This window comes from Alkalibacillus almallahensis, assembly GCF_011761495.1.
Taxonomy (GTDB): domain Bacteria; phylum Bacillota; class Bacilli; order Bacillales; family Alkalibacillaceae; genus Alkalibacillus; species Alkalibacillus almallahensis.
This window is the reverse complement of sequence record NZ_JAASRU010000006.1, coordinates 15,806-39,214: the sequence shown is the minus strand read 5'-3', so window position 1 is coordinate 39,214 and position 23,409 is coordinate 15,806. Positions and strand designations below refer to the sequence as shown.

General features: G+C 40.4%; 23 protein-coding genes. 14 read left to right on the top strand and 9 right to left on the bottom strand.

Annotated elements, in window-relative coordinates; all coding sequences use genetic code 11:
• The first annotated feature begins 101 nt into the window (after positions 1–101).
• From hisZ to hisC, 9 genes are read left to right on the top strand one after another with little or no spacing between them, the layout of a single operon-like run.
• Positions 102–1,346: an ATP phosphoribosyltransferase regulatory subunit gene (hisZ, locus tag FHR85_RS06640; protein ID WP_167262085.1), complete on the top strand. Its 1,245-nt coding sequence runs from the start codon at positions 102–104 to the stop codon at positions 1,344–1,346.
• The gene (hisG, locus tag FHR85_RS06635) at positions 1,333–1,986 is read left to right on the top strand and encodes an ATP phosphoribosyltransferase (protein ID WP_167262084.1); all 654 of its coding nucleotides are present in this window, start codon (positions 1,333–1,335) and stop codon (positions 1,984–1,986) included. The genes hisZ and hisG overlap by 14 nt, the downstream gene beginning before the upstream one ends.
• Positions 1,976–3,262, top strand: a complete 1,287-nt coding sequence (hisD, locus tag FHR85_RS06630; RefSeq protein WP_167262083.1) for a histidinol dehydrogenase — start codon at positions 1,976–1,978, stop codon at positions 3,260–3,262. The genes hisG and hisD overlap by 11 nt, the downstream gene beginning before the upstream one ends.
• Before the next feature lie 14 nt (positions 3,263–3,276).
• Positions 3,277–3,867 carry an imidazoleglycerol-phosphate dehydratase HisB gene (hisB, locus tag FHR85_RS06625; RefSeq protein WP_167262082.1) on the top strand — a complete coding sequence of 197 codons (591 nt, stop codon included), beginning with the start codon at positions 3,277–3,279 and terminating at the stop codon, positions 3,865–3,867.
• An 11-nt stretch (positions 3,868–3,878) separates the two neighbouring features.
• Positions 3,879–4,484 (top strand): imidazole glycerol phosphate synthase subunit HisH, encoded by a 606-nt coding sequence (hisH, locus tag FHR85_RS06620; protein WP_167262081.1) that lies wholly within the window; start codon positions 3,879–3,881, stop codon positions 4,482–4,484.
• Positions 4,481–5,200, top strand: a complete 720-nt coding sequence (hisA, locus tag FHR85_RS06615) for a 1-(5-phosphoribosyl)-5-[(5-phosphoribosylamino)methylideneamino]imidazole-4-carboxamide isomerase (RefSeq protein WP_167262080.1) — start codon at positions 4,481–4,483, stop codon at positions 5,198–5,200. The genes hisH and hisA overlap by 4 nt, the downstream gene beginning before the upstream one ends.
• Positions 5,194–5,952 (top strand): imidazole glycerol phosphate synthase subunit HisF, encoded by a 759-nt coding sequence (hisF, locus tag FHR85_RS06610; RefSeq protein WP_167262079.1) that lies wholly within the window; start codon positions 5,194–5,196, stop codon positions 5,950–5,952. Before hisA ends, hisF begins: the two co-directional genes overlap by 7 nt.
• A 6-nt stretch (positions 5,953–5,958) precedes the next feature.
• On the top strand, positions 5,959–6,591 hold the full coding sequence (gene hisIE / locus FHR85_RS06605) for a bifunctional phosphoribosyl-AMP cyclohydrolase/phosphoribosyl-ATP diphosphatase HisIE (protein WP_167262078.1): 633 nt from the start codon (positions 5,959–5,961) through the stop codon (positions 6,589–6,591).
• Positions 6,584–7,642 carry a histidinol-phosphate transaminase gene (hisC, locus tag FHR85_RS06600; protein WP_167262077.1) on the top strand — a complete coding sequence of 353 codons (1,059 nt, stop codon included), beginning with the start codon at positions 6,584–6,586 and terminating at the stop codon, positions 7,640–7,642. Before hisIE ends, hisC begins: the two co-directional genes overlap by 8 nt.
• Before the next feature lie 430 nt (positions 7,643–8,072).
• On the opposite strand, the gene FHR85_RS06595 is transcribed toward hisC, so the two are convergent.
• Both FHR85_RS06595 and FHR85_RS06590 read right to left on the bottom strand, forming a co-directional pair.
• Complete coding sequence (locus FHR85_RS06595; protein ID WP_167262076.1) at positions 8,073–10,166, bottom strand: heavy metal translocating P-type ATPase; 2,094 nt, start codon at positions 10,164–10,166, stop codon at positions 8,073–8,075.
• Entirely contained in the window at positions 10,163–10,525 is a 363-nt protein-coding gene (locus FHR85_RS06590) for an ArsR/SmtB family transcription factor (RefSeq protein ID WP_167262075.1), read from the bottom strand. The genes FHR85_RS06595 and FHR85_RS06590 overlap by 4 nt, the downstream gene beginning before the upstream one ends.
• Before the next feature lie 131 nt (positions 10,526–10,656).
• On the opposite strand from FHR85_RS06590, the gene FHR85_RS06585 reads away from it, so the two are divergent.
• Positions 10,657–11,163, top strand: coding sequence for a GNAT family N-acetyltransferase (locus FHR85_RS06585; protein ID WP_167262074.1), 507 nt, complete (start codon positions 10,657–10,659; stop codon positions 11,161–11,163).
• Positions 11,164–11,227: 64 nt separating this feature from the next.
• On the opposite strand, the gene FHR85_RS06580 is transcribed toward FHR85_RS06585, so the two are convergent.
• The 5 genes from FHR85_RS06580 to FHR85_RS06560 all read right to left on the bottom strand — a co-directional run bounded on the left by FHR85_RS06580 (position 11,228) and on the right by FHR85_RS06560 (position 17,657).
• Positions 11,228–13,024 (bottom strand): M3 family oligoendopeptidase, encoded by a 1,797-nt coding sequence (locus FHR85_RS06580; RefSeq protein WP_167262073.1) that lies wholly within the window; start codon positions 13,022–13,024, stop codon positions 11,228–11,230.
• A gap of 151 nt (positions 13,025–13,175) precedes the next feature.
• Positions 13,176–13,829: a peroxiredoxin gene (locus FHR85_RS06575; RefSeq protein WP_167262072.1), complete on the bottom strand. Its 654-nt coding sequence runs from the start codon at positions 13,827–13,829 to the stop codon at positions 13,176–13,178.
• Between the two features lie 1,313 nt (positions 13,830–15,142).
• A complete protein-coding gene (locus FHR85_RS06570) occupies positions 15,143–15,931 on the bottom strand; it encodes a polysaccharide deacetylase family protein (RefSeq protein WP_243864183.1) in 789 nt (262 codons plus the stop codon).
• A 49-nt stretch (positions 15,932–15,980) separates the two neighbouring features.
• Complete coding sequence (locus FHR85_RS06565; RefSeq protein WP_167262070.1) at positions 15,981–16,646, bottom strand: VOC family protein; 666 nt, start codon at positions 16,644–16,646, stop codon at positions 15,981–15,983.
• A gap of 15 nt (positions 16,647–16,661) precedes the next feature.
• A complete protein-coding gene (locus FHR85_RS06560) occupies positions 16,662–17,657 on the bottom strand; it encodes an LLM class flavin-dependent oxidoreductase (protein ID WP_167262069.1) in 996 nt (331 codons plus the stop codon).
• 98 nt (positions 17,658–17,755) lie between these two features.
• Between FHR85_RS06560 and FHR85_RS06555 the strand changes: the two genes are divergently transcribed.
• Positions 17,756–18,085, top strand: a complete 330-nt coding sequence (locus tag FHR85_RS06555; RefSeq protein WP_167262068.1) for a hypothetical protein — start codon at positions 17,756–17,758, stop codon at positions 18,083–18,085.
• Between the two features lie 375 nt (positions 18,086–18,460).
• Here the strand turns inward: FHR85_RS06555 and FHR85_RS06550 are convergent, their stop codons facing one another.
• A complete protein-coding gene (locus FHR85_RS06550; protein WP_167262067.1) occupies positions 18,461–19,756 on the bottom strand; it encodes a globin-coupled sensor protein in 1,296 nt (431 codons plus the stop codon).
• Positions 19,757–19,841: 85 nt separating this feature from the next.
• The gene (locus FHR85_RS06545; RefSeq protein ID WP_167262066.1) at positions 19,842–20,459 is read right to left on the bottom strand and encodes a class I SAM-dependent methyltransferase; all 618 of its coding nucleotides are present in this window, start codon (positions 20,457–20,459) and stop codon (positions 19,842–19,844) included.
• A gap of 474 nt (positions 20,460–20,933) precedes the next feature.
• Here FHR85_RS06545 and FHR85_RS06540 point away from each other — a divergent pair, with 474 nt between their 5' ends.
• The 3 genes from FHR85_RS06540 to FHR85_RS06530 all read left to right on the top strand — a co-directional run bounded on the left by FHR85_RS06540 (position 20,934) and on the right by FHR85_RS06530 (position 23,382).
• Positions 20,934–21,404, top strand: a complete 471-nt coding sequence (locus FHR85_RS06540; protein ID WP_167262065.1) for a MarR family winged helix-turn-helix transcriptional regulator — start codon at positions 20,934–20,936, stop codon at positions 21,402–21,404.
• A 68-nt stretch (positions 21,405–21,472) separates the two neighbouring features.
• The gene (locus tag FHR85_RS06535; RefSeq protein WP_167262064.1) at positions 21,473–21,760 is read left to right on the top strand and encodes a YppG family protein; all 288 of its coding nucleotides are present in this window, start codon (positions 21,473–21,475) and stop codon (positions 21,758–21,760) included.
• 137 nt (positions 21,761–21,897) lie between these two features.
• Positions 21,898–23,382: an MFS transporter gene (locus tag FHR85_RS06530; protein ID WP_167262063.1), complete on the top strand. Its 1,485-nt coding sequence runs from the start codon at positions 21,898–21,900 to the stop codon at positions 23,380–23,382.
• Positions 23,383–23,409 lie beyond the last annotated feature (27 nt).

Genomic DNA, 23,409 nt, shown 5'->3' with positions numbered 1-23,409 from the left:
CATTGTAATGGCTTGACAGTTAATAGGGCAATCGTTAAAATATTTTACATAACTTTATTCTGATAAAGTGATAAATAAATAGAGTGATAAAGGGTGTTTATATGGCATTGAATCAACCGTTGCCACAAGGGGTAACTGATTTATACGCACAGGATTATGAATTAAAACAAACATTAATAGATCGACTTAAACAACTTTATCATGTGTATGGGTGTCAGCCGATCCAGACACCAACATTTGAGTATTATGATTTATTTAAAAATATACCCGGAACAATGGATGACGATCAAATGATTAAATTAATTGATCGTGATGGTAAAGTGCTTGTATTAAGGCCTGATGCCACGGTTCCGATTGCACGCATGGCCTCACAGGCGACGTCAGATGCACCATTATTAAATAAAATGTATTACGTCACGAATATTTTTCGGATGGAAAGTGGTGAATCAGACCGAACGTCTCGCTCCTTTTCCCAAGTCGGCGTTGAATGGTTTGACGATGGTCGTGAATTAAATGATTTAGATATGGTTGTCTTAGCGATTAAATCATTGAAACATACTGGCTTAAACGCTATTCAACTCGAACTAGGTCAAGCAAGTTTCTTCCGGGCTTTGATGAGTGAAACAGATTTAGATGCTGAAGCGGAAGCGCAAATACAGGCGAAGTTGGAAGCGAAAAATGAATATGAACTAAGTGATTTATTGGATGAATTAAATGTATCAGAAACGGTGAAGCAAGCGTTACTTCAATTACCGCAATTATTTGGTAAACCTAGTGATGTATTAAAACAAGCGACGACGCTCGTCTTAAACAGTGAAATGACGCAAGCTTTAGATCATTTAACCCGTTTAGTGGAGCGTCTGGATGAATTAGGTTATGCTGAAGATGTATCGATTGATCTTGGTTTAGTTAATCATTTGAATTATTATACAGGGGTTATGTTTCAAGGTTATATCGAAGGGTATGGTAAACCAGTGATTCAAGGTGGACGTTATGACCAATTGATGACGTATTTTAACCTCAAAACAAGTGCCATTGGTTTTGGCGTATATATCGATGACTTGTTAAGAATCGTCAAACAACAGCAAGCTGTCTCATTACCGAGACCAACACAAGCTGTGGTTATGACGAATGATGACACGATTAAAACAGCGATGGAGTTAGCCCAACAGCTACGCGAATACAATGTCGTGACGACGTTAGCTTCTGATCAAGATTCAATCAATCAGGCTGAATTAGTCATCGATGTTGTGAATCAAACGATGAATATGAACGGAGAACAGGAACCTTATCACCAACTAGATGACGTTTTTGAAAAGGTAGGTTTAACGAATGGAAACGATTAAAATTGCTCTCGCTAAAGGCCGCTTGGCTGATTTAAGTCTAGAACTACTTGAACAAATCGGTATATCATTTTCATCTTACTATGAAAAAACACGTAAATTAACGTTTATAAGTGATGACGGAAACTATGAACTGATTTTAGTCAAGGCGATGGATGTGGGTACTTATGTAGAAAATGGGGCTGCTGATATAGGTGTTGCTGGAAAAGACACATTGCTTGAAGCAGGTGCAGATGTGTTTGAAGTGATTGATTTAGGGTTTGGTCGTTGTGAATTTGCAGTGGCTGGTCAACCAGGCACGGAATTGTCTGCTCATCAACCACTTACCATTGGAACGAAATATCCGAAGATTACCAATGACTATTTCCAAGCACAAGGACGCCAAGTAGAAACCATAAAATTAAACGGTTCGGTTGAATTAGCACCATTAGTCGGTTTGAGTGATGTCATTGTTGATATTGTAGAAACTGGGAGTACGCTTAAGGAAAACAATCTTGAAGTAATCGAGACGATGCTATCCATTAGCGCACGACTCGTTGTGAACAAAGCCAGTTTCAAGACAAAAGGTACAGCCATTCGTCCAGTGATCGATCAAGTCAAATCAATCGTTGATGAAAAAGGACGTGTCACAAATGGAAATTAATCGTATCCAAACAAATGATATTCCTCAAATTATCAAGAATCGCAAAAGTCGAGACGCTGTTCAATACGATGAGATTGATGCCCGTGTTAAAACGATCGTACAAGCGATTAGACAAGATGGCGATGAAGCGGTTAAACATTATATCCATCAATTAGATGGCGTTCATCTAACCGATTATATCGTGACACAAGAAGAAATAGAGGAAGCCTATCAAATCGTAAGTGAGGATATGATCGACGTCCTAAACGAAGCGAAAGCAAATATTAAAGATTATCATGCTAAACAGAAAGAGACTTCATGGTATTCGACAGATGCGCAAGGGACGTGGTTAGGCCAACAGGTGACGCCAATTGAGCGTGTAGGCGTTTATGTCCCAGGTGGGAAAGCTGCCTATCCGTCGACGGTTCTGATGAATATCATGCCGGCTGTTGTAGCAGGGGTAAGTGATATTATCGTGACAACGCCAGTACAACCTGATGGAACGATCAATCCGATGACATTAGTTGCTGCTGATTTGGCGGGCGCAAGTCAGATTTTAAAAGTTGGAGGCGCTCATGGTGTGGCAACCTTAGCTTATGGTACGGAAATAGTCCAGGCTGTTGATAAAATTGTCGGGCCAGGGAATGCGTACGTAGCACGTGCCAAAAAGTATGTCTTTGGTGATGTAGGCATTGATATGATTGCTGGACCGAGCGAAGTGTGTGTTATAGCAGATGAAACGGCAGACGCAGCTTTTGTTGCTGCCGATTTAATCGCACAAGCTGAACACGATGAACTCGCATCGGCTGTCGCTGTAACGACAAGTGAAGCGATCGCATCAGCCATACAACGAGAAGTAGAGGGACAGATGAAAAAACGTGCTCGCCAGGCTATTTTACAAGAGTCGATTCAGCAACAAGGCGGGATTTATGTTGTGTCAGAATTGGAGACAGCGATGGAATTCGTGAATGCCTGGGCACCAGAACATTTGGAATTACAAATAGCTGAACCGTTCGAATGGTTAGCTCATGTGAAACATGCGGGTGCTATTTTTCTAGGACACTATACACCAGAGCCACTCGGTGATTACTTCGCTGGGCCGAATCATACATTGCCGACAAATGGCACAGCTAAATTTTCCTCGCCGCTCGGGGTTTATGATTTCATGAAAAAATCTAGCGTGATTTATTATACAGAAAGTGCGTTAAACCAAGTGAGACATCAAGTTGAGCGATTTGCTGATCAAGAAGGGCTTGATGGTCATAGAGAGTCGGTCCGGATTCGATTTAATGAATAAGGGGAGGTTATCATATGCGCCAAGCAACGATTAAACGAGAAACAAGTGAAACGGCGATTAGTTTAGCTTACGGATTAGATGGCAAACAAGACATTCATATTGAGACAGGTGTTGGTTTTTTAGATCATATGTTAACGCTATTTGCCGCACACGGGTCTTTTGATTTAACCGTAAGTGCTGATGGCGATACGTCTGTAGATGATCATCATACCGTGGAAGATGTCGGGATTGTCTTAGGCCAGGCGTTTAAGCAAGCGCTAGGTGATAAAGCTGGGATTACCCGATATGCGTCTGATTTTACACCTATGGATGAAGCTTTAAGCTTAGTGTCAATCGATGTGTCCAATCGTCCATATCTCGTTTTTGATGTAGATGGCTTAGGTGAAAAAGTAGGGGCGTTTGATACAGAACTCGTTGAGGAATTCTTCCGTGCGTTTATCAATCAAGCGGGTGTGACTTTACACATTAAATTGATGCACGGCTCGAATAATCACCATATCATTGAATCGATTTTTAAAGGATTTGGTCGCGTATTAAATGAAGCGGTCACGATTAAACATGGAGACGGATCCGTCCCTTCTACAAAAGGAACGTTATCAGAGTAAGGAGTACAGCCATGATAGCCATTATTGATTACGGAGCAGGTAATTTAAAAAATGTGAAACACGCATTAAAACTATTAGAAATTGATGCATTCGTTACGGATGATCCAAGTGATCTAGCTCAAGCAGACGGGATGATTTTGCCTGGTGTTGGTGCTTTTGGTGAAGCGATGAAACGCCTTGAAGCAAGTGGTTTTGTCGATACAATTAAACAAGAAGTAGACAAGGGAACGCCTCTTTTAGGGATTTGTTTAGGGATGCAATTGTTGTTCGACAAAAGTTATGAACACGGTGAACATGCTGGTTTAGGCTTGATAGAGGGTGAGATTGTTCGGTTTTCTGACGATGTGAAAGTCCCGCATATGGGTTGGAATCAGTTAGCATTAAAACAAATGACATCGCTTAATGAAGGTGTTCAAGATGAGGACTATGTTTACTTTGTTCATTCCTATTATGCTCAAGCGACACATGAAGCAGATATTTTACATGAAACGGTTTATGGAAAGTCGTTCACGTCAGCTGTGAAACGAGGTCACGTGATGGGGATGCAATACCATCCAGAGAAAAGCTCGCGTGTCGGAATGCAATTACTAAAAAATTTCGGGGAGATGGTGCAATGAGAATTTTTCCTGCGATTGATTTACGAAACGGACAATGCGTTCGTTTAAAGCAAGGTGACTATAACGATGAAACCGTTTATGGTGATCCTATTGAGATGGCGGAACAGTGGGAACGTGATGGCGCGAGCTACTTACACCTAGTCGATTTGGATGCAGCTAAAGGGGACCCTTCTGAGAACGGCCAGGTAATCGAACAAATTGTGAGTCACGTCAATATTCCAGTTCAAGTTGGCGGAGGCGTGCGCGATTTAGAGCGTATTCAAACATTATTAGATAAAGGCGTGACGCGAGTTATATTAGGGACGGCGGCCGTGAAGGATCCGGCGTTTGCTAAAGAAGCAGCCGCACAATTTGGTGGTGACCGTGTTGTCGTTTCGATTGATGCACGTGATGGTTATGTAGCAACGGACGGTTGGATCGAAACGTCTGAATTAGAAGCGGTTGACTTTGCTGTCCAGATGCAGTCTTATGGAATCAAAACGATTGTTTATACTGACATTGCTAAAGACGGCATGCTCCAAGGACCCAATATCGATGCGCTTTACGAAATGAATGAGGCCACGTCGCTTAATGTCATCGCATCAGGTGGTGTGACTTCCTTAAAAGATATACGCGCGCTTAATGACGTGAAACTTTACGGTGCGATTGTTGGAAAGGCGTTATATGAAAACAAAGTGAATCTAGCAGCGATTATGAAGGAGCCATCAACATGTTAGCCAAACGCATTGTCCCATGTTTAGACGTACAAGATGGCCGTGTGGTAAAAGGCAAGAAGTTCACTGATATTCAAGATGTGGCTGACCCGGTTGAGTTAGGTAAGCGGTACAGTGAACTAGGTGCTGATGAATTAGTATTCTATGATATAACGGCTTCCCATGAAAAACGCGATATTTTCTTAGACGTGGTCGAACGTGTATCAGAAGAAGTTCACATTCCATTTACAGTCGGCGGCGGCATTCGAACGGTCGATGATTTTCGGGCTGTTCTTCAAGCTGGTGCTGATAAAGTGTCGATCAATAGTGCGGCTGTCACGAATCCAGATCTGATCGATGAAGCATCTGTCCGTTTTGGCAATCAATGCGTTGTTTTATCGATTGATGCGAAAGAAGCGGACGGTGAATGGTACGTCTTTGTGAAAGGCGGCCGAGAGAACACGGGTAAGAAGTTAATCGAATGGGCCATAGAAGGGGAAAAACGTGGCGCTGGCGAGATTGTTTTAAATGTCATGGATACTGATGGCGTTAAACAAGGCTATCGAAGCGATGTGATGGCTCAGTTAAGTGACCACGTTAACATCCCTGTTGTTGCTTCAGGTGGTGCAGGTAAAGAAGAACATTTCCTCGATGTATTAACGAATGGAAAAGCAGACGCAGCCTTAGCCGCTTCTGTCTTTCATTTTAATGAAATAGAATTAAGCGATCTAAAACAGTATTTATATAATCATGAACTTCCGATTAGGTTAGGGTGATCATAGGTGGAATCATTAAATATTCAATTCGACGAACAAGGCCTTGTCCCAGCCATCGTACAAGACGTGCGAACAGGTGAGGTATTAATGCTAGCGTATATGAACGAAACGTCGTTAAATAAAACAATCGAAACCAAGCGAACATGGTTTTATAGCCGTAGCCGCGAAGAATTATGGCAAAAAGGGGCAACATCTGGAAATGAGCAGCATGTTAAACAATTATACTACGATTGTGATCAAGATGCTCTACTTGTAAAAGTTGAACAAACTGGCCCAGCTTGTCACACAGGTGAGAAGAGCTGCTTTTACCGCGAAGTGGACTTAGGTGAGCCATCAACGGTTGATTCTCAAATAGTTGAACGTGTCTTTGAATCTATTCAAAACCGGCGTGACCATCCTCAAGCAAATTCATATACGAATTATCTATTTGATGAAGGCGTTGATAAAATCCTGAAGAAAGTAAGTGAAGAAGCAGGAGAAGTCATTATCGGAGCCAAAAATCAAGATAATGAAAATCTAGCGATGGAAATAGCAGATTTAACCTATCATACGCTTGTGTTAATGGCTGAGCGTGGTTTGAGTACAGATGACGTTAAAGCCGTTTTGACCGAACGGATGAAAGGGGATTCCAATGAGTAAATTCTGGAGTCGGACAGCTCGAGAAGCGAAGCCTTATGTACCAGGGGAGCAACCTAGTGATGCCAATGTTATTAAGTTAAATACAAACGAGAATCCATTTCCACCATCACCTCTTGCGCTTGAGGCTATGGAACAGTCGATCAATGCTGATTTGAAGAAATACCCAAGCCCTACAGCGGATCGCTTAAAAACAGTGATTGCTAAACGAGAAAGTGTGGATGTCAATAAAGTCTTTGTTGGAAACGGTTCAGACGAAGTGCTAGCGTTTGCGTTTCAAGCGTTTTTCGACCCGAATGAAGCGATTAAGATGCCAGAGATTACGTATAGCTTTTATCCTGTTTATGCGAATCTCTATGATATTCCTTTTCAACAAATACCATTACAAGATGATTTATCGATTGATGTTGAAGGATTTAAGCGATCAGTTGGCGGCGTTATTTTTCCTAATCCGAATGCGCCGACTGGTTTAGCGTTATCGCGCGAAGAAGTCGAAACTATTGTCGCTCATAATCCCAATCAAGTGGTGATTGTAGATGAGGCTTATGTAGAATTTGGAGCAGAATCCGCTATAAGTCTAACCACGCAATATCCGAATCTATTAGTGACGAAGACGTTATCTAAATCGCACGCTTTAGCAGGGCTAAGAGTTGGTTACGCGGTAGGTGATGTAGCGTTAATTGAAGGGTTAGAACGGATTAAGAATTCGTTTAACTCTTATACGATGAATCGTGTTTCTTTAGCTGGAGCTGAAGCGGCATTAGCTGATGAACCGTATTATGCTGAGACTCTGCAAGCCATCGTCAAATCGCGTGAATGGGTAAAGCATGACTTAAAGGAGTTAGGATTTTGGGTATCGAATTCTAAAGCCAACTTTCTATTTGTTAAGCCAAGGGGAATTGAAGCCGAAACCTTATATCAACAATTAAAAGCTCGAGGGGTATATATTCGCTATTTTAATAAGCCAGGATTAGAAGGTTATGTTCGAATTTCAGTTGGAACAGATGACGAAATGAAGCGTTTGATTGATATCATTCAATCACTTATCTCATGAGATTAAGGCAAAACCTCATAAAGTAAATTAAAACCCTAAGGATTTAATTGAGAAGTAAATCCTTAGGTTTTTTTGCTTAAATAACGCTCCATCAAAGCACTTCGCTTGGTTCTACGTGACATAAGCTCAACATCGGCTCTGCTAATGCAATCGCCGTGTTTCCTTTACCGGGGCACGGCTCGAGCCAGGCAACTTCATCGAATAAGCTTCTTTGTTACTTGCACCGAGGAAGCCTACTTCGAAGCTTTGCTAGAAGACGCAGGTGCATCCCTCAGCCCAAAAGCGGGGCTTCCGGGGTCTCGAGACGCGTGCTGTTCCCGCAGGCGTCTACGTGTTTTGATTCCGCTTCATAAGTGCTCTATTATAACGAATAAATATTAAACAGTCGCTTATTATACAATTAAGATTATAATGCTCGAGCCAAAATAATTTACTTATTCTGCTTCATGAGACGTAAGGCGTTGAGTGTAACGAGTAATGTTGCTCCCATGTCAGCTAATATCGCAATCCACAATGTGAGCCATCCTGGGATGACGAGTAGTAAAGCAAGAGCTTTGGTACTTAAAGCAAAGACGATGTTTTGTTTGATGATTCTTAACGTTTTCCGACTTAACTTCACGGTGTAAGGGAGGTTTGTTAAATCGTCTCCCATTAAGGCGACATCGGCTGTTTCTAATGCTGTGTCGGTTCCAGCACTTCCCATCGCAATGCCGACATCAGCAGTCGCAAGGGCCGGCGCATCATTGACACCATCACCTACCATCGCAACAGTCCCATGTCTCTGTTGTAATTGTTGAATTTGCGTCCGTTTATCTTTTGGCAATAGTTTGGCGATATATTGGTGTATACCAACCTGTTGACTGATTGATTGAGCTGTTCGATCATGGTCACCTGTTAATAAAATCGTTTCAGTTAATTGGGCTTCTTGTAATTGTTCAATCATGTCTTTAGCAATAGAACGTAATGGATCAGCGATATTAATAAAGCCAAGTGAACGTTCTTGATCACCTAAAATAATCACAGTGTAACCTTGTTCCTGTGCTTCTTGGATTCTAGCTTGTTGATTTTCAGTTAGCTCGAAGATTTCAGGGCTTCCAATCCTATAGTGAGTGCCATTGATTGTCCCTTGAACACCTTTCCCTGTTAAGGATTGAAAAGATTCAACGGTGAGCGTTTCGTTTATTTCGAATTGGTTATCTGTATAATCAATAATCGACTGTGCTAATGGATGTTGAGATTTCATTTCTAGAGCGCTAGCTAACTGGAAAAATCGCTCTGATGATACTTGATCACTGAAGAGTTCATATTGTTGAACAACAGGCTTCCCTTGTGTAATGGTTCCTGTTTTGTCAAACGCAATCGCTTTAATTCGACCGAGAGTTTCTAAGAATGAGCCCCCTTTAACAAGCACGCCGTTACGGGCAGCGCTTCCAATTGCTGTGACAATCGCAACAGGCGTGGAAATCACAAGGGCACATGGACAACCAACGACTAGAACGGCCAGGCCTTGATATAGCCAGGTTTCAAAACTTAAACCAAATGCGAGCGGTGGAATCGTCGCAACGCCAAGGGCAATAACCATAATAAGTGGTGTGTAATAAGCCGCGAATCGGTCGATTAACTGCTGTGCAGGGGCTTTTTCATTTTGAGCTTCTTCAACGAGATGAATAATTTTGGCTAGCGTTGATTGATCCGCACGCTTTTGCGCCGTGATTTCTAAATAGCCTTCTTCATTGAGGGTACCAGCGAATACATTTTCATCCTCAGCTTTATAGACAGGAACAGACTCACCTGTAATAGCTGCTTGATTAATCGAACTTTCGCCTATTGAGACAACGCCATCAACAGGAATTTTCTCACCGGGTTTAATGATGATAGTCTCGCCAACTTCGATGTTTTTGACATTGACGACTTCATTTTGCCCGTTTCGTTTGACGGTGGCTGTATCAGGTGCTAAATCCATGAGTGATTGGATCGACGAACGTGCGCGGTCGATTGAGAATTCCTCGAGCCATTCGCTGATCGCAAATAATATGACAACAACAGCTCCTTCAACCCATTCGCCAATAATGACAGCGCCAATGACGGCAATGGTCATCAGTGTTTTCATATCGAAACGCCACTTGATTAGATTACGTACACCAGTCTGAAGTAACGAATATCCGCCGATTGCTATTGAACCCAGGAAGATTGTTCTTGTAACGATGTGTTCTTCACCTAATTGATTTAATGTGACTAATCCAATTAGAAGCAAAATGAATGACGTGACTAAATGCCAGTTTGATTTCAAGGTTTGCATGAGATCAAATGATTGTTTGTTGTATTCTTTAGAAACGGCTAATTTTTCGAATGAACCGGCTTTCTCGAGGTCATTAATTGACGCTTCACCATAAACCGTAATCTTGGAGGCGCCGAAGTTAACTTCAGCGTCTTCAACAGACTTAATCTCTTTAACATTGTCTTCGAACGTTTTAGCACATGAAGAACAAGTCATCCCTTGTACGTAATAGGTTTCTTGCGTCATGATAAGGCCTCCTGTTCGTGTTGATGTTCAACAGCTACTTGGATAAGTTGGACGACATGATGATCATCCAAAGAATAATAACTATTTTTTCCGTGTTTACGGGTTTTGGTGAGCCCGTGTTGTTTTAATGTTCTTAAATGATGTGATGCTGTCGCAACAGATGTTTCAGTGACAGCTGCCACATCACAAACACAGAGTTCGTCTTCAATTGTTAACGCTTGGGCGATTTTAACGCGTGTAGGGTCAGCAAGCACTTTGAATAATTGAGCAACGGATGGCGTTTCTGTTTGACTAACTTGTTTATGAATATGGGTTAACTGTTCATCTGTGATTTCGGACGTGCAATTCGTTAATTTCATAATAAGTCGCCTTCTTTCATTCAAACCAGTATTTGATTGTATTATATTCAAATGAGTGTTTGAATGTCAAGCGCAACCGTTCACTTTAGCGTGGTGATATGATAAACTAATGGAAAAAGTTAAAGGTGATCATGATGATAAGAGAGGCAACAGAGCGAGACTTAGATCAAATAGAAGAGATTGTCGGAGAGGCTAAACAAGTGATGGCTCAGGCTGGCTTAACACAATGGGGAGAGACGTATCCGCTTCGTGAACACTATGAAAAAGACTTACATAATCAAGAGCTGTACGTGTTTGAACAAGATCAGCAAATTATTGGTGTGGCATGTATTAGTAACAAAGGACATGAAGAGTATCATGAAATTGCTTGGTCAGAAGCTGATGCATTTCTCTGTTTGAAACGTGTCGCTGTATCGCCACAAGCGAGACAAAAGGGAGTAGGGTTGGCTTTCTACGAGTATGCTGAACAATTAGCCGCTCAGCGTGATATTCCTTACATTCGTACGGATACTAACGGGGAAAATGAAGCGGCTCTGAGACTATTTCAAAAAGGCAATTATACGTTAGTAGATAAACAATACCATGGGCAGTTTCCCGAACCATTCTATTATTACGAAAAGAAGATTCATTCCTCATAAACTAAATTGAAAAGGCCAGACAAAGCATTTTGCAATTGTCTGGCCTTTTTTAGGTTTGATCCTATTATTTAGATGTTAGATCGAGGTATTCCTCAACGTCTCGTTTACAAAGCTCAATGCCTTTTTCCCAGAACGCTTCTTTCGTAATATCCTCACCTAAGTGTTTCATGGCTAAATCTTCAACACTCATTCGAGCCGTATCCTGCAATAATGCCATGTACTTGTCTTCATAGCTCACGCCTTCTTCAAGTGCTCTCGCATAGATACTAAGTGAGAATAGATAACCGAATGTATACGGGAAGTTGTAAAAAGGCACGCCCGTAATATGGAAATGTAGTTTGTTAGACCAATAGCTTGGACTCGTAGACCGTACAGCGTCTTGATAAGCTTCACGCTGTGCTTGATCCGTTAATTCATTCAATCGCTCAGCTGGGACGAATCCATTTTTACGTTCTGCGTAAAAACGAGTCTCAAATAAAAAGCGAGAATGGATATTCATGAAAAACGCTACGCTTCGTTGTAACTTATCTTCTAATAACGCAATTTTATCTTGATCAGACTCAGCTTCTTTAACAGATGCATCAGCTACGATCATTTCGGCGAAGGTCGAAGCTGTCTCAGCAACGTTCATGGCATAGCGACGATTTAATGGATGAACGGGCTTTAAAGCATGTGTATGGAAAGCGTGACCAAGTTCATGTGCTAAGGTAGCGACGTTAGACATAGAACCACTGTAAGTCATGAAGATTCGTGATTCTTCGCTTAGTGGGAATCCAGTACAGAAACCACCAGGGCGTTTTCCTGAACGGTCCTCAGCTTCAATCCATCCATTTTCAAAAGCATGCTCTGCAAAATCAGCTAGTTTCGGGCTAAACTGCTTAAAGTGTTTCAAAATAAACTGAGCACCTTCATCATAAGATAGAGTCTGAGTGTTTTCTTGAGTTGGTGCACCTAAGTCGTACCACTCCAGTTTCTCTTTACCTAGTAAGTTTGCTTTACGGTATAAGAAATCAACAAAAGGTTGTTTGTGTTTCGTGATGGCACCCCACATCGCATCAAGCGTCTCTTGTTGCATACGGTTAATATCGAGGGGTTCTTTTAACACATTGTCCCAACCACGTTTGTCATAAACGTTTAAGCGGAAACCAGCTAAATGGTTTAATGTGTTCGCAAATAGTGATTCTTTCTCTTTCCAAGCAGCTTCAAGCTTTTCATAGACTTGTTTACGGACATTTGGGTCTTCATGTGAAAGTAAGTTATTGGCTTGCCCGACTGATAATTCCTTTTCTTCACCGTCGACTGTCACGTTAACAGTCATTTCACCAACAATGGTGTTATACATCTGACCCCAGGCATGATAACCATCAACAGACAGAGCTGTAATTAAGGACTCTTCATCTTCTGATAGCTGTTCTTGTGCCGCTTCACGCCATTCATTTAAGACAAATGAAAGGTCAGCTAATTGCTCGTGTTTAAGTAATTCTTGCCAAACGGACGCTTCAGTTTGGGCTAGCTTTTGCTTGAAACGGTTAACAGCTGCGCCATAAGTGGCGTTTAGTTCCATCACTTCACTGCGAAGGGTACTTGCTTTATGATCCGTCATATCTTGAGCTTCTAAGCACGTAATAAAAGCACCAGCCTGACGAATGTGTTGGCTAACATTTGAACCTTCTTCTATAAGTGAAGCAATGTCATCAGCTTCAGAACTCGATGTTGGGGTCTCAAATTGATTTAGTTTTGCTGAATATGTTTTTAGACGGTCTTTAACCTCATCTAAATGTTGGCGCAGCTCTTTAGAATCACTGCCCCCTTTAAAAAATGTCTCTAAATCCCAGACAATCGGATAACTTGTTTGTGGCATGCAACGAACCTCCTGTTTAGTTTCATAATTTTCTAAATAATACAACGATAGTATAGCATACTCATTAGTTCGAGTGAAGAAAATTTCGAAACTAGAAATAAATTCAACAAAAAAATCGCGCAACATCCAAGTTGCGCGATTAAATCAAACATTATTCATTTAAATCTTTTTTCGCTAAATACCAGTCAATCACTTCAACACTGTCATCGTTCACTCGAGCATCTGCATCTTGTTGAGTAGCAGGTGGTGGAACGAGGACTTGATCGCCTGGAGTCCAATTTGCTGGTGTTGAAACTTGGTGCTTAGCTGTTGTTTGTAGTGCTTTAACTAAACGGACAATCTCAGCCATATTACGCCCTGTTGTTAACGGGTAATAAATGATGGATTTAATCTTCTGTTGATCGTCAATGACGAATACCGCACGGTTTGCTTCAGTACCACTGTCATTCGGATGGATCATGCCGTATTTTTTAGCCACATCTTTACTTAAGTCAGCAATTACAGGAAACTCGATTTTAACATTGAAATTTTCTTCAATATTTCGAACCCACGCAAGGTGAGATTGATTACTGTCGATACTTAGACCAAGTAGCTCTGTGTTCAATTCCTTAAGTTCAGGTAAGATTTCTTGGAATGCGACAAACTCTGTTGTGCAAACAGGTGTAAAATCCGCTGGGTGTGAGAATAGCACAAGCCATTTTCCTTTGTAATCAGTTGATTTAATCGGACCTTGTGTGGTTTGCACTTCAAAATAAGGGGCATCATCACCAATACGTGGCATTTGATACTCTTGCTCTTCACTCATAAAACAATCGCTCCTTCAAAGTATTATAATTCAGATAAATTTACTACGTTTTATTATATACTCACTTTAACAAATAGATACAGAAAAATCAAAAAAAACGACCCATATTATTAAGTCGTTTACATACAGTGGGGAAAAAAGCAAAAGCTTAATACGTTAAGGATACTTATTTATGTTAAGATAATTCTAAATACTGGAATTAATGGTTTCATTTGAATGGCTTGATCATTAAACAGTAAAAACACAATAGAATCATATTGTTGAAAAAACAAAGTTATTACGACGGAGAGGAGGATCAAATGTTTAAAATCATTTTTTTGATTATCTTTTTGGGACTGATGTATGTTTTGCTGAGAAACGAAAGGAATAGCATCAAGTTCACATTTCTCATATATTTTTCTTTATTATCGATTGTATTCATAATTGGATTAAACTATATATCATCAACCTATCAGTTGTCCCACGATCCCATTGACGGTGGTTTCGATAAAAAGTTTGACTGGGTGTATGTATTTTTGTATTTATATTTCATTCCTCTGTTTATTTTATTGGGATATAAGTTATTTAAATTCACTAATAAAGTTTTTGAATCAATTTGGGCAAAAATAATGATGTCTATACTTTGGCTTGTTCTATTAGCAGGAATAGGGTTTGTTCTACCCTTTATATTTATACTGATGTTTTATGGATTTGCACCATAACTAGACAGACACCTTTATAAATTGTTCGATCATATGTGCAGCAACTAGAATTTGCATTAATTTAGCAAAGAAAAGCCTTTGCAAAAATTAGTATATGTTAAGTAGCGATAATTTTTATGATGCTAAATGATGAAAGTTGGAATGATTCATATGACACTTAGTAAGAAGGCAAAAATACTTGCAATAGTTATTGGTGTAACTGTTTTTCTAAGTGGTGTAGCAAGTAAGCTAATTGAAAAGTTATTTTAAATAAAATACTGACATATAGAATTTGGGCGTCCACCTAGTTCGGATTTTGTTTGTTATGTTAAATAAGTATATTAAGGAGAGTTTGTATGTTTTCATCAAAGATTAAGTGTAGTCATTGCAATAAAGAAATTGAATCAACTGATAAGATAGCGATTATAGTTGAAGCAGGGGAGTTAAATGGTATAACAAATTTAAAGAGCTGGGCGAAGAATCATAAAATCCTTTGTTTACAGTGTAACGATACAAAATAATAAAATTAGATATAAGAAACAGCTCAGTAAAATTGAACTGAGCTGTTTTATCTTACATCAAAATCTAAATGCATTTTTAGCATATATAGTTCTTGAAATGCGTAAGAAGCAATTATTTAAGGTTTGCTTCATCCAATTTAACGAATTCAAATCCATCATTTTGTAATTGGGGAATGGCGGCTTGAACACCACCACTAGTTCCGCTTGATGGCTGGTTCATGTGTAATAATGCGATTGAGCCTGCTTCGGCTTGTAAAAGGGATTCCTCAACTTCATCGCTAGAGTAAGTTCCACCAGCGTCACCGAGAATGTCGTAGTTAACGACTTCCAACCCTAAGGCTTCTACAAGATCAACGGCGACATCGTCGTAATGAGCTGTTCCGGAACGAAAATATGACGGTTCTTCTCCAGTTATGGAGGATATATGATCTTGGTTGACCATCACTTCGTCATATGCTGCTTGTGCATCTTCCGTACCGTTAATTCCATAAGCTTCTTCTCCTGTTACAGAGAGAGGTTTATGATGAGTGCCGTGATTTTCGATTTGAAATAATGGGTTATTGGCTAGTTGTTTGAAGGTCTCAGGATTCTCTTCAATCCAGCGTTTGTTCATAAACAACGTCGCTGGAATCTCTTGTTCGATTAGGTAATCCATGAGTGCCTGATCATAGCCACTGCCATGCGCACCACCACAAGCATCAAATGTTAAGGCCATTTGTTTTTGATTGGTATCGAGTTGAGTTTTAACGCCACTAACAAATTCACCCCATTCAGAAGGGGTGCGGTCATAGTGATTAATGGTTATAGAATGGTCTTGTAATTGTAATGATTCTTTTTCATGAGTGGATGGGGCTATTTCTGGATGCATGTCAGCTGGTAGCGTATCAGAGCAAGCACTCAACAGAAAGCATCCCCCTATTAATAGTATAATCTGTTTCATAAGTTATCCTTTATTTAAATGTAATATGTTCAAACTGGGCTACCAAATGATTACCAGTATCGACTGAAATTTGACCATTATCTAGAATAATATGATCGTCTTGCCGACAACTAGGTTCAATGATTGCTAGAGTATCTAAAAAACGTCCAGGATCATTGACACCAATTTCAATGTTTGAGAACGATCGCTGGTTAATCAAACTGGAATCCCCTGGTCGATTAATGTCAACGTCCCATTCTATTAAGAAGGGGAGCGGTCTATTAAGTGATTCATCCATTGGAAATAACATGCGCCAAGCTAATTCTGATCCGTCTGGTTTGGTTCGTTGTCCAGGAAAAGGTCCCGCAAATGACACTTGCTCTTGTGTTAAACGATTCATGATGTCATCTAAATGATTGACTCGTAAAGCGAATTGAAACGGGCCCTCATGCTTTTGGTCGTACGCTTGAATGGTTGATTGAATCAGTGGATTTTCGGATGATCTCGCAATCGTTTCATCATCAACTCCAAGCCATTCAATATAACAATCATTTTGCATAAAGGCTAAATGATTATGAGTCCCCCAAGCATCGTGCTTTCCGCCAGCTGTTCCTTGTAATTGATGAACTTGCGAGAATAGTTCTTTATGTTGCTTCGGATTGAAAGAGTGTATGACAAGATGGTCAAAAGCTGTCACATAAATCCCTCCAATTTAAGATAAGTGAAAAGCGTGTGCGATCTTTTCATAAGCTGCTAGTCGCTGTTCGAATGGCGCGACAATTGAATTAATCATGACTTCACTAACTTGATAATGGCTTGCTAAGTCGATAAGCTGTTGTTTAACACTTTCGACATTTCCCAGAATCATCCTGCCACGATTTTCGACAATTCGTTTTTGTTCGAAATGATTAAACGTCATTTGACTGGCTTCTTCAGGGTTTGGAAAATGATCGCGTCGTTGACCTTGATCAGCCATTAGTAAGGCAGTATCCAAACTCGAAGCATAGTATTCAGCTTCTTCATCTGTATCACCAACGACGACGAACACGGCAATACTTGCGTATGGTTCTTCCTGGAGTGGTGACGGAATGAAATGGTCATAATAGCGCTCGACAGCATCACGGCCATCTTCAGGGTTAATAAATTGGGCGAAATTATAAGATGTACCGAGTTCGCCCGCCACTTGAGCGCTGGAACCACTTGAACCTAACATCCATACTGGTGGTGTTGTTGGACTCATTGGTGTTGCTTTAACCTGATAACCCTGTGGATCATGACCCAATAAATAATCGATTAAATGTCCAGCATCAGTCGAATAATTTTTGGTGTCGGGATATTGACCACGATTGAGCGCATAATTAACGCCAGGTTGTCCCCCTGGTGCTCGGCCAATTCCTAAATCAATTCGATTTGGATACATAGCTTCTAAAACGCGAAATTGTTCGGCCACTTTAAATGGGCTGTAATGCGGAAGCAGAACGCCACCTGTGCCGACACGAATGCGCTTTGTGTGAGCAGCAACCGTAGGGACGAGCATCTCAGGTGCTGACCCAGCTAAGCTCGTTGTACTATGGTGTTCGCTCATCCAAAAACGTGTATAACCTAACTCATCAGCGTGTTGTGCTAAAGTTAAGGTTTGCTGTAAGGCTTCTTGTGACGTGTGATTATGTAATAATGGTGATTGATCGAGTACACTTAGTTTTAACATGATACATGACACCCTTTGCAAAATAAGTTATGATTATAATTGTTTTAGATATTAAGAGAAAATTCAATTGATTTGCCTATAGAATGAGGGGAAGAGCGATGGGAAATAAACCAATCACCTGTTATTGGTGTAATAAACCAATTACCGAACGAGAAAATTTAAGAACGGCTAACATTAAAATGCTTGTTAGGCCGTTTCATGAAGACTGCTTCCAGAAGCGCGTAGAAAAGAAGAAAGAATCAGCCTCAATGTTTTTTGATGCAACACCGTTTAACGGGCGTTATGCGAACATCATGACGGCAATCTTTTTAGTGTTATATGTGTTGTTTATCTTTATTATTGAAGTCCCAACTATAGCGTATGTATTAGTTTTACTGTATCCTTTATACCGATTATATAGTTGGCTACGATTTGAACGAAGGTTATAAGAATTATGAAGTAAAAAATGAAAAGAAGCTGTAACAAAAGGTTGTTTAATTGTACAAAAATGAATGTTTGAAATCATAACAGTTAAGCACTTATGAAGCGGAATCAAAATGCGAAGACTCCTGCGGGAACAGCACGAGTCTCAAGACCCCCAGAGGCCCACAGGATGTGGGTCACTTCGGCGTTCGGACACGACGTCCGGTAGTTAGCCGAAGTTCCATTAGTTTCCGAGGAGGCTTGAGCCGTGCCCGCGGAAAGCGAAGCATTTTGATGGAGCGTTATACAAGTAGAACACCCGAACGTTTTATTATTTCAATTAAATCGTTCGGGTTTTACTTTGCATTATAAGGGCTAGTCCCAACCTATTTTTATGCTTGCTAATGATGTTCTTTAGCTAATTGCGCGAGTTGTTCAGCTGATTCATTGACTTCACTATAAGATTCGCTTAGTTGCTGAATAATCTCGTTAATATGCGCTAATTTGTTACCCATTTCATCATTAAGGGCTTTACTCTCATGTGTATTTGATAGAATGCCATCGAAGAAAGCATCCATACGTTTCATGCTTTCGCTATTCTTTTGGATATGATTAGTCGTTTCAGAGACCCTTTCTGACACACGATTAATTTGATTATTTGTCGTTTCGATTAATTCGGTAATATGATCAATTGAACCTCGCGTCTGTTCCGATAGTTTCTTCACTTCTTCTGCTACCACCGCAAAGCCTTTACCTAATTCACCCGCCCGTGCAGCTTCGATGGAGGCGTTTAAAGATAAGAGATTCGTTTGCTCTGATACATCTGTAATAAAGTTAAGCATTTCGTTGATTTTAGATGATGCTTGTTCAAGTTCTGCCATATCTCGATAAATGGCATTCATTTGATCTTCTATGTAATCAATTTGAACTAACTGTTGTTCTAAGTCAGCTTTGCCTGTTGAGGATTGATCTTCAACGGTTGAAGCTGTTTCAACTGTTGTTTGAGAGAATGAATGGATCTCATTCGAATGCTCTAGTAATTGTTTGGTTGCTTCGTCTGTTTGATTAGAAACAGCGACGAGCTCATCTGACATACGTTCAATTTCCTCAATCAGAGCTTGCTGGCGATTGTTATGTTCTTGACGTTCTCGGTTGTTTTCTTGTTCAAATGTTTCTAAAACAAGTTGTTGTTCAATGTTTAAGATTTTAGATGTTGCAGATAGGGCGATGCGAATATCATCCACATGCTCAAAGTGGTCGAAATAAATCTCGTGAAAAGAATTCAATAAGTCTTGAAAGGCACATAAATACCATTTAGGCATGAGTCCAATTTTGACATGAGCATAAGCAATATACTTACGTTGCTCTACGAAAGAATCATCAATTACCCCGTTGAACATTTCTTGAATGTGACGGGTTAGAGTTTGTTTTAGTCGTTCAACGGAACTATTAGTCTCAATGATTTTCATTAAAGAAGGTTCATGCTCAATATTGGCATAAAACTGTGCAACAATGGATTCAATATGCTCTGACACAAGAGGTTTGAGTGACTTTAGGGTTGCAAGATCATATGATGTTAGGTTCACCATTTTTAATTGCTTCTTTAAGTCTACTTCTTGATGAGCATTCATTTTGACTTCATTTAAGTAGTTTTCTGGATTTAGAACAGGTGCTGCTTGCTTCTGACGTTTAAACATAATGGACACTCCTAAAACGGTTATTATTGTTTTTAGTATAATAATAAAGTCATGGAAAGTAAATCCGTTTTTTAGAACTTTTGTCTTATTGTGTCGATTGAGCAACAGCAATCCCTAGTGGATAGTGTACACCTTCACGTCCTGGTTCTATTAGGACACCGTTTTGGTAGTAAAATTCTACATGATTATAATCAGAAAATAGATCTTGGAATTCTGCGATGGTTAATTGATGGACATGAAACGGTGAGCCGACTGGCATGCCACGTCCCTGACCGAATGGAGTAGACACGATTAATGTGCCACCAGGCTTTAGTAATCGTTTGTAATTATCGAGTAAGGCTTGTTCTTCAGCTATATGTTCAATGGTTTCAAAGCTAACAATTGCATCGAAAGTGCCGTATCGATCAACTAACGTCTCATCAATCGCATTCTCAACCACAAATTGTGTTTTCGGGTGATAATATTCACCCTTTGCGTACTGGATGATCTCAGAATCAAGATCCACACCGACTACTTCGTCGACTTGTTTTTTGCGTCGTTTTGCTATCATATGACTGCCATAACCAGCCCCGCACGATAAATCAAGGACGCGTCCGTGTAAATATGGCAAAGCAAATTGGTAGCGTGCAATATGTTCTAAAAGTAGCGGATTTAAAGGATCCATCATTTTAGGGATGACACGTTCACCTGTATCTTCAATCATGATTGTTCCTCCTTGTTTATAAGGGTTGTTCATTAGTTTGGTTCTATAAATTTTAGCGTTTTTTGTTGCAAAGGTTTAGCACTTAGTTGTTGAATTGTGAGAAGCGAAGGTGGCGACTCCTGGTCGACTAAAAGCGGTCACGTCCTGTGACCAACGTCGACATTAGACCATCCAGGTCGTCACGGGAACAGCACGTGTCTCGAGACCCCACAGGCCACGCTTTTCGGCCGAGGAATGCACCTGCGTCTTCTAGTAGTGCTTCGAAGTAGGCTTCCTCGGTGCAAGTTCCAAAGAAGCTTATTCGATGTAGTTGCCTGGCTCGAGCCGTGCCCGTGGAAAGCGTCCACCGAAAGCGGATCACAATATCAACAACGAACCTTAATAAACCGATTAGTTCAAATAATTGCCAAATGTTTTTGACGGGTGCGTAGGAAAAATCTATAATTAATGTAACATAGATAAAGGATGATGAGGATGAATGAAGAAGAATATAAAGTCCGCAAAGAAGACCCGTCACTTAAATTATTTGTCGTTTTATCAAAAGCATCGGGAACGCTAAATCATTTAGCACAACATGATATGACACGCTATGGCTTGAACCCTAGTGAATTTGCCTTATTAGAATTGCTTTATCACCGAGGACGTCAACCCTTACAAAAGATCGGCGAACGGATCCTTCTAACTAGCGGGAGTATTACATATGTCGTGAATAACTTAGAAGCAAAAGGCTGGCTAACTCGAGTGCCGTCACCGAATGATCGTCGCGTGACTTATGCTGAAATTACAGAAGCTGGCCGAGACTTGCTGAACGAAATTTTTCCGAAACATTGGCAAGCAATCGAGCAGTTTATGGATGGATTGACAGAAGAGGAAAAACGAGAAGCGATTTCGCTTATGAAGAAACTTGGTCGTTCTGCGGAAAACCATATGCATGAGGATTCGTGACGCACACCTACTTGTGTCCTTCATATAATGTGAGTATCAAGGCTTCTTAGGTGAAAGGTGGTAGGTCGATGTCTCCCAATGTATATAACGGATGGCAGAGTCCGGTCGTATATTATTACGATCCGACTGTTTATGCTGAATGGGGATACCAGACACAAATGGAAGCGCCATATTTACCGAATGACTCAATGGTTAGTACGAATCAGATGGAATGGCTGTGGCATTATTTCCAAAAAGAAGACGGTGAAATAGATCTTGATAAAGTATTAAAAACATTAGGGCAAGTGGTTCATCTGAGCCAACAAGTATCGCCTATAGTTAAAACTTTATCTACATTTGTTCGCCCGAATGAATAAGTCCAATGCGCCGCAAAGCTTAGTCAAATGCGGCGTATTTTTTGTTAATCTATCATCTTCATAGAGGGTTCATAAGTAAAGCATCTATGTTAAACTAATTAGGGTTACGAATGATTACAATCGAAAGAAGGATGATCATGATGAAGAATCAACCACCTATTAAAACACCGTTCTATTATGGTTGGCTTATTGTAGTCGTCTCTGCGCTGGGCGTATTTTTCTCAGGCCCAGGCCAAACATATGCCATATCGATTTTTATTGAATATTACATAGAGGATTTTGATTATTCGCGATCGCTAGTGTCAGGGCTTTATTCAGCCGCGACACTGTGTGCGGGATTTCTGTTGTTTACAATTGGTAAATTAACAGACTTATATGGTCAAAGAATTATGATGTTAGTCATAGGTTCATCACTAGCATTTGCGACGGTTTGGAATGCCATGATTGTAGGGCCAGTTATGATGTTCTTTGGTTTCTTCATGTTGAGGATTTTTGGACAAGGATCGATGACTTTATTACCCAATACCTTGGTGCCACAATGGTTTATGCATAAGCGTGGACGTGCATTGAGCGTGATGACAATTGGTGGTTTCGCAGGCGCAGCTTTAATTCCACCCCTTAACACCTTTTTAATTCAAACGTTTGATTGGCGAACGGTTTGGTTAATTTGGGGTGGAGCTATTGCTCTCATATTTATTCCAGCTGTCTTACTCATTGTTCGTAATAAACCGGCAGATATTGGTGAAGTTATTGATGGATCGACTCCGCATAAAGGGCATCGTCGTTATCCGTCACGGTTACCTTCGTTTGCTTTAATTGGTGTGGCATTATTAGTGTTAATCACTTTAATTCCGACCATTGAGACAGCATTTATAGATTGGATAGGTTGGTTACCATCAGCCTTTTGGCGAATTCTATTGTTTACTGCCCTAGTGATTACGGCTTTTTATGTAATGCGTCACCGTCAATTCAAAGTGAAACAATTAGATGAATCGCCAGAGGAACATGAGCGTTCACAACCTGAAAACGAAGACCGTGAAGTAAGCTGGACGTTACGTGAAGCGGCCAAAACACGAGCTTTTTGGATGATTTTATTCTGTGTTAGTGTGCCAGCTCTGACCAACACAGGTATTACTTTTCATCTTGTCTCTATTTCTGAAGGAAAGGGCCTATCTGTTGAATTATCCGCGATTGTTCTATCATTAATGGCCATTGTTGGTTTTCCGATTACATTTGTAACAGGTTATTTAGTGGACAAGTTTAAAGTTAATATTGTGTTATCGATGACATTTGTGGTGCATATCGTTGCGATCCTATGGTTATGGCAGACACAAACGAATATCGCCTTTATTATTTATGGCGTCATTTGGGGAATTGCTCATGGTTTTGAGCGGATTACACTGAATATTGTCTGGCCGAACTATTTTGGTAAACAACATTTAGGAAGTATTCGTAGTGTAGCGCAATCTGTAATGGTTGTTGGTTCAGCTTTAGGCCCACTTCCATTCGGTATATTTTATGATTGGCTGGGTGGCTATTCTGAGATTTTATTAATATCCTTAACCTTACCAGTGTTGGCCGCCATATTTGCCTTTATTTCTCCAGCACCAAAATCTGAATAAGATATAAAAAGAGCACGACGAGGAAAG

What these genes read in the sequence shown, in the direction of transcription:
- hisZ (WP_167262085.1), top strand. Translation starts at nt 102, where the DNA reads ATGGCATTGAATCAACCGTTGCCACAAGGGGTAACTGATTTATACGCA.
- hisG (WP_167262084.1), top strand. Translation starts at nt 1,333, where the DNA reads ATGGAAACGATTAAAATTGCTCTCGCTAAAGGCCGCTTGGCTGATTTA.
- hisD (WP_167262083.1), top strand. Translation starts at nt 1,976, where the DNA reads ATGGAAATTAATCGTATCCAAACAAATGATATTCCTCAAATTATCAAG.
- hisB (WP_167262082.1), top strand. Translation starts at nt 3,277, where the DNA reads ATGCGCCAAGCAACGATTAAACGAGAAACAAGTGAAACGGCGATTAGT.
- hisH (WP_167262081.1), top strand. Translation starts at nt 3,879, where the DNA reads ATGATAGCCATTATTGATTACGGAGCAGGTAATTTAAAAAATGTGAAA.
- hisA (WP_167262080.1), top strand. Translation starts at nt 4,481, where the DNA reads ATGAGAATTTTTCCTGCGATTGATTTACGAAACGGACAATGCGTTCGT.
- hisF (WP_167262079.1), top strand. Translation starts at nt 5,194, where the DNA reads ATGTTAGCCAAACGCATTGTCCCATGTTTAGACGTACAAGATGGCCGT.
- hisC (WP_167262077.1), top strand. Translation starts at nt 6,584, where the DNA reads ATGAGTAAATTCTGGAGTCGGACAGCTCGAGAAGCGAAGCCTTATGTA.
- FHR85_RS06595 (WP_167262076.1), bottom strand. Translation starts at nt 10,166, where the DNA reads ATGACGCAAGAAACCTATTACGTACAAGGGATGACTTGTTCTTCATGT.
- FHR85_RS06590 (WP_167262075.1), bottom strand. Translation starts at nt 10,525, where the DNA reads ATGAAATTAACGAATTGCACGTCCGAAATCACAGATGAACAGTTAACC.
- FHR85_RS06585 (WP_167262074.1), top strand. Translation starts at nt 10,657, where the DNA reads ATGATGATAAGAGAGGCAACAGAGCGAGACTTAGATCAAATAGAAGAG.
- FHR85_RS06580 (WP_167262073.1), bottom strand. Translation starts at nt 13,024, where the DNA reads ATGCCACAAACAAGTTATCCGATTGTCTGGGATTTAGAGACATTTTTT.
- FHR85_RS06575 (WP_167262072.1), bottom strand. Translation starts at nt 13,829, where the DNA reads ATGAGTGAAGAGCAAGAGTATCAAATGCCACGTATTGGTGATGATGCC.
- FHR85_RS06560 (WP_167262069.1), bottom strand. Translation starts at nt 17,657, where the DNA reads ATGTTAAAACTAAGTGTACTCGATCAATCACCATTATTACATAATCAC.
- FHR85_RS06555 (WP_167262068.1), top strand. Translation starts at nt 17,756, where the DNA reads ATGGGAAATAAACCAATCACCTGTTATTGGTGTAATAAACCAATTACC.
- FHR85_RS06550 (WP_167262067.1), bottom strand. Translation starts at nt 19,756, where the DNA reads ATGTTTAAACGTCAGAAGCAAGCAGCACCTGTTCTAAATCCAGAAAAC.
- FHR85_RS06545 (WP_167262066.1), bottom strand. Translation starts at nt 20,459, where the DNA reads ATGATTGAAGATACAGGTGAACGTGTCATCCCTAAAATGATGGATCCT.
- FHR85_RS06540 (WP_167262065.1), top strand. Translation starts at nt 20,934, where the DNA reads ATGAATGAAGAAGAATATAAAGTCCGCAAAGAAGACCCGTCACTTAAA.
- FHR85_RS06535 (WP_167262064.1), top strand. Translation starts at nt 21,473, where the DNA reads ATGTCTCCCAATGTATATAACGGATGGCAGAGTCCGGTCGTATATTAT.
- FHR85_RS06530 (WP_167262063.1), top strand. Translation starts at nt 21,898, where the DNA reads ATGATGAAGAATCAACCACCTATTAAAACACCGTTCTATTATGGTTGG.